Source organism: Lysinibacillus sp. NPDC056220 (assembly GCF_049315265.1).
In the GTDB taxonomy this organism is placed as follows: Bacteria; Bacillota; Bacilli; order Bacillales_A; family Planococcaceae; genus Lysinibacillus; species Lysinibacillus pinottii.
On sequence record NZ_JBMOXD010000019.1, the window covers coordinates 1 to 5,728 of the forward strand.

The window sequence follows — 5,728 nt, forward strand, 5'->3', positions numbered from 1 at the left end:
AGGGGGAAGCCCCCAACTACCATCGGCGCTAAAGAGCTTAACTTCCGTGTTCGGTATGGGAACGGGTGTGACCTCTTTGCCATCATCACTAGACTGTTTTATTATGTATCTTGTTTTGAAGTTGTTTACCTGTCCTTCAAGACAAGAATTATTGTATAACGTTTTCTCATATTGTGCAATACTTTTTTATAAAAAAAAGAAATTATTACTTTTAAAAGATATTTTTGTTAAGTAAGAGAAAATATTGCCCTGCAAAATATTATAGCAATAGTTGTTTCAAAAGAAAACAATTATTTTTCATCTATATATTTTCAGCTTATTATCTAACTTAAAACTTGCTACTAAATAGTAGCAAGTTCCCTAGTCAATCTATCAATTTCTTTAAATGTTGTTGAATCTCCGAAAGATATTCTAAAGAATCGGCGAGCCGCTTCGATTGAATAATTCATCGATAAAATGGCTTTTGTTCCGGATTCGCTATGAATATCACACGCACTTCCTGTTGATATACTAATCCCTGCCTCGTTTAATTTTAATAATACATACTGCCCCTCCACTTTACTCATCATAACACCACAAATATTCGGCAATTGCTGCTTACACTCTATTAGTTGGCCTGTTTTAGGTAGGCGACTTTTAAAATATCTTCTTAATTCCTCGTAATGCTGTCTTTCATAATTATTATTTTCAACCGCTGCTGCAAAGGAAACAATTGAAGGTGTATCTAAAGTCCCCCCTCTTAGTCCTCTCTCATGAGTTACGCCTGGCGTTAGTGCTGGAACACGGATTGCAGGGTTTATATAAACTGCACCACATCCTTTAGGTCCTCCTATTTTATGTGCAGAGATTGTCATGGCGTCTCCCCCTCTTGGTATAGTTAATTTTCCAAAGGATTGCACACAATCTATATGACAGTAAACAGCGGATTCTTTGGCTGCCTCAATTATTTTTTCCACAGGTTGAATAGAGCCAATTTCTGAATTTACATGTTGAATAGAAATTAATGCTGTATCTTTGCGAATAGCATGTAGAAGTTGCTCTGAGTCAATACAGCCATCCTTTTGCAACGGTAATTTTGTCACTTCAAAGCCCATTTTCTCCAATGTATTCATGGCCGCATGTACAGACGTATGTTCAGCTTGTGATGAAATAATATGCCTCCCTTTTTTAGAGGCTAATGCTAATGACAAAATGGCCATAATATTTCCTTCTGTTCCACTTCCAGTAAAGATAACACCATCACTATTGACACCGAGCTCATGGGCTATAATCTCTCTTGACTGCTGGATAAAATAATGAGCTTGCCCTCCTAAATCATGGAGGCTTGAGCTATTTCCATAATAACGCTGTGCCACCTCTACATATGCTTCAAGCGCTTTTTTCGTCATTGGTGATGTTGCTGCGTAATCCATGTAGATCATCGTATTCTTCCTCTCTCGTTCAACAGGTCTTGTTTTCTTTTTTATTTTATGTAAAGATAATTGTCAAGACAACTGTAAAGAAGGTATAACTATGGATGTAAAGACAGACGTCCTGATAATTGGCAGTGGTATTGCAGCACTTCAGGCTGCTCTATTGCTTGAAGAACATTTTAAAATACAAATAGTTACAAAATCATCCGTCCATACAAGTAGTTCTTATCGTGCCCAGGGTGGCATTGCTGCTGTGATAAGTGAGGAGGACCATATTGATTGCCATGTTGCGGATACATTGAAGGCTGGAGAGTTTCATCATGAAAGTAGACATGTTCAAACACTCATAGAAGAAGGCACAAAAATAATGCGCAATTACCTTAAAGCTGGTTTTCCTATTGATCGGCATAACAATGGAGCTCCTGCTCTAGGTCTAGAGGGTGCACATAGTCATCATCGTATTCTACATGCAGGTGGTGATCGTACTGGTCAAATTTTCATAGATTACTTGCTTCATAAACTTTCACCTAACACGAAGATAAATTGCTATGAAATGGCCTATGAGCTTTTACTGAATAAAAATGGTGACTGTATAGGTGTACTCACAAAAGGAAGAGAAGGCACTAAACGCTACTTTGCTCATCATGTTATTTTAGCGACAGGTGGTGCTGGAGCACTTTATTCAAGTACATCTAATGATCCAACAAATACTGGTGATGGTATTGCTTTAGCCTTTCGAGCAGGCGCTGCAATTAGTGATATGGAATTTATACAGTTTCATCCAAGCCTACTTTGGTGTGAAAATGAGGCAAAAGGATTGATTTCTGAAGCAGTACGTGGTGCTGGCGGTATCTTTGTCGATGCACAACGTCGTCCAATTATGAAGGGCATACATGCACAACTAGACTTAGCACCAAGACATATTACAGCGCTCGCATTATTTAAGAAACGGGCTGCTGGTGAGGAAACATTCCTTGATATTTCCTCTATCCAAAATTTTGATGTTAAATTTCCATCAATCACACAGCTTTGCCGTAATAACCATGTTGACTTACAAGAAGGCCTGATTCCCGTTTCACCAGGAAGTCATTTTTTAATGGGCGGTATTATTGCTGATGACAAAGGAAGGACCACTATAGCCAACTTGTATGCTATCGGCGAAGTGGCCTGTACGGGGGTCCATGGCGCTAATCGTTTAGCCAGTAACTCCCTATTGGAAGGAATTACTTTTGGTCAAAGAATGGCATATTTCATTATTCAACAAGGCTGTAGCCAAAAAGATTTCTTACTTGCTAACGATAAAAATGTCGATTCAATGCCGTTATTATTTAGCAAACAACAATTACAACAACACATGATGCAGTACTTAGGCATCGTTAGAAACGGTGACGACTTGCAATATTCCCTCCAGCAATTACCCTCTATACACGCACTTCTCCATGCAAATTTAAAGGGTTTGCAACAGATTGAGCTGGAACTATATATGATGCATGTTGTCGCCACACTAATAACCCATGCAGCCATTACAAGAACTGAAACACGTGGAGCACACATTCGTAGCGATAACCCCAAAATGGAAGCACAATGGGCAAATCGATGGATAATTTTTTCGCAAGGACAAATGAAAGTGAGGAATTCATTGTATGAATATCATCAAACTCGAGGAAATGCTCAAGCAATTTTTTAATGAGGATATAGGTGATGGGGATTTATCGAGTGAATATATTTTTTCTCCTAAACAGCAAGGAACCTTTTCATTTTATGCCAAAGAAAGTGGCATTTTTTGTGGGGCATCTATTATTGAGCACGGCTTCCTCTTATTAGATCGGTCTATAGAAGTCAACCTTCCTAAAAAAGATGGAGAATCCATAGAGGTTGGTGATGTCATTGCCATTATAGATGGTCCCTTACAAAAATTACTAATGGGAGAACGTGTGATTTTAAATCTTATACAACGTATGTCTGCGATAGCTACGGCTGCTCACCTAGCCGTCCAGGAAATTGCAGGAACGAACACAAAAATATGTGATACGCGTAAAACAATACCGGGTTTGCGTATGCTTGATAAATATGCTGTTAGAACTGGTGGTGCTTTTAACCATCGCAATGGTCTATATGATGCAATCATGCTAAAGGATAATCATATTGCTTTTGCTGGTAGCATCACAAAAGCCATTCAGGCTGCTAGAGAGAAAGTTGGTCATACCGTTAAAATTGAAGTAGAAATTGAAACGAAAAAACAGCTAGATGAAGCCATTTTAGCTGGAGCAGATATTATAATGTTTGATAATCGAAGTCCTGAGGAAATACGTGCATGGCTGCCTGCTGTTCCTTCTTCTATAACGACTGAAGCATCAGGAGGCATTACACTTGAAAATATAAGGGCCTATGCTCAAGCCGGTGTACAATGGATTTCACTTGGTACTCTAACCCATTCAGTCAAAGCCTTTGACATTAGCGCCCTCGTCCAAATGAAAGGAGGCCATTCCATTGTCCATCACTAGCTTATTACAACAGACGACGTTACTTCCTGAGCATTATCGTGCATTATCGATAACGGAAATGGAATCACGTATTTTATCAATCAAAAAAAAATTAGGATCCAAGCTTTTTATTCCGGGACATCACTATCAAAAAGATGAAGTTATACAATTTGCTGATGCAACAGGAGATTCCCTACAGCTGGCTCAGTTATCTGCCGCAAACAAAGAGGCAGAGCACATTGTATTTTGTGGCGTGCATTTTATGGCTGAAACTGCTGATATGCTAACATCAAAACGGCAACATGTATATTTACCAGATATGCGTGCAGGTTGTTCGATGGCTGATATGGCAGATATCTATCAAACTGAACAAGCATGGCCAATTTTGCAGCAGCTCTTTGGCGATACGATCACCCCACTTACCTATGTTAATTCAACAGCAGCTATTAAAGCCTTTACAGGAAGACATGGTGGTGCTTGTGTAACATCATCTAATGCTAAGGAGCTTGTTCAGTGGGCATTTACACAAAAACAGCGTATCTTCTTTTTACCTGACCAACATTTAGGAAGAAATACTGCTTATGACTTAGGTGTTCCGCTCGAAAATATGGCGGTTTGGAATCCACATAAGAATATACTTGAGACTAAACAACCTATTGAAAACATCCAAGTTATTCTATGGAAGGGGCATTGCTCTGTGCATGAAGGGTTTACAGTTCAACATACGGAGACTGTTCGTAAGGAATATCCATCCATGAGAATTATTGTTCATCCTGAATGTAGTCGAGAGGTTGTAGACGCGGCTGATGATGCTGGCTCAACTAAGTACATTATTGATACAATTAATCAAGCACCTAGTGGGTCTGCATGGGCAATAGGGACAGAAATGAATCTGGTCAATCGTATTATAAAGCAGCATCCAGATAAGCAAATTATCTCTTTAAATGAAAACTTTTGTCCTTGCTTAACGATGAATCGCATTGATCTTCCCCATTTGCTGTGGTGCCTTGAAAGTATTGATCACGGTCAACCGCATAACCGTATACAAGTTGATGATCATACTAGCAAGGAAGCTCTTAGTTCGCTGGAAAGAATGTTAGCAAGAAGATAAATCAGGATATTAAAGCAGAGATGTTGATGTTGTAAAATAACAATATTTCTGCTTTTTACTTGTATAGAATTAAGTATCCAGGTTACCTCCTGAAATTGACAGCAATTTATTCTTTATGATAATGTCGATTTGGAGGTGATAAGAAATGTCTTTTCAATCAAAAAATATTTTCATTAATTTACCAGTAAAAAATTTAAACAAATCCACGTCGTTTTTTCAGAAGTTAGGTTTTGAGTTCAATCAACAATTCAGTGACGAAACGACTGCCTCAATGATTATTAGTGAGAATATTTTTGCTTTACTAATGGTCGAAGATCGTTTCAAAGGATTTACTAACAAGAAAATTACGGATACTACTGTTTCTGCAGAAGCAATTTTATGTCTATCTGCAGATAATCGCGAGCAAGTAGATCAGCTAGTAAATAAGGCACTTGCCTCCGGGGGAAAACCTTATAGTGATCCACAAGATCATGGATTTATGTATGGCTGGGGTTTTCAAGATTTAGATGGACATATTTGGGAAGTAGTTTATATGGATGAACATGCAATGAATCAAGAGTAAATCGATTATCTAACATTATTTTTCTATAAAAAAACAGTAGACGCTAGTGCATCTACTGTTTTTTATATGACCCGTACGGGATTCGAACCCGTGTTACCGCCGTGAAAGGGCGGTGTCTTAACCACTTGACCAACGGGCCGATGGCGGAGAAGGAGGGATT

5 protein-coding genes, 1 tRNA gene and 1 rRNA gene are annotated in these 5,728 nt (G+C 38.7%); 4 read left to right on the plus strand and 3 right to left on the minus strand.

The window, feature by feature from the left end; all coding sequences use genetic code 11:
* A 5S ribosomal RNA gene (rrf, locus tag ACOZBY_RS21735) occupies positions 1 to 93 on the minus strand; the annotation flags it as partial.
* A 248-nt stretch (positions 94 to 341) separates the two neighbouring features.
* Entirely contained in the window at positions 342 to 1,412 is a 1,071-nt protein-coding gene (locus ACOZBY_RS21740) for a cysteine desulfurase family protein (protein WP_012295775.1), read from the minus strand.
* A gap of 100 nt (positions 1,413 to 1,512) precedes the next feature.
* Between ACOZBY_RS21740 and nadB the strand changes: the two genes are divergently transcribed.
* The 4 genes from nadB (at position 1,513) to ACOZBY_RS21760 (ending at position 5,568) form a co-directional block, all read left to right on the plus strand.
* Positions 1,513 to 3,099: an L-aspartate oxidase gene (gene nadB, locus ACOZBY_RS21745; protein ID WP_012295776.1), complete on the plus strand. Its 1,587-nt coding sequence runs from the start codon at positions 1,513 to 1,515 to the stop codon at positions 3,097 to 3,099.
* Positions 3,056 to 3,916 (plus strand): carboxylating nicotinate-nucleotide diphosphorylase, encoded by an 861-nt coding sequence (nadC, locus tag ACOZBY_RS21750; RefSeq protein ID WP_012295777.1) that lies wholly within the window; start codon positions 3,056 to 3,058, stop codon positions 3,914 to 3,916. The genes nadB and nadC overlap by 44 nt, the downstream gene beginning before the upstream one ends.
* On the plus strand, positions 3,903 to 5,006 hold the full coding sequence (nadA, locus tag ACOZBY_RS21755; RefSeq protein ID WP_012295778.1) for a quinolinate synthase NadA: 1,104 nt from the start codon (positions 3,903 to 3,905) through the stop codon (positions 5,004 to 5,006). Before nadC ends, nadA begins: the two co-directional genes overlap by 14 nt.
* Before the next feature lie 145 nt (positions 5,007 to 5,151).
* Complete coding sequence (locus ACOZBY_RS21760) at positions 5,152 to 5,568, plus strand: VOC family protein (RefSeq protein ID WP_031416472.1); 417 nt, start codon at positions 5,152 to 5,154, stop codon at positions 5,566 to 5,568.
* A 67-nt stretch (positions 5,569 to 5,635) separates the two neighbouring features.
* On the opposite strand, the gene ACOZBY_RS21765 is transcribed toward ACOZBY_RS21760, so the two are convergent.
* Positions 5,636 to 5,707 (minus strand) — tRNA-Glu (locus ACOZBY_RS21765).
* Positions 5,708 to 5,728 lie beyond the last annotated feature (21 nt).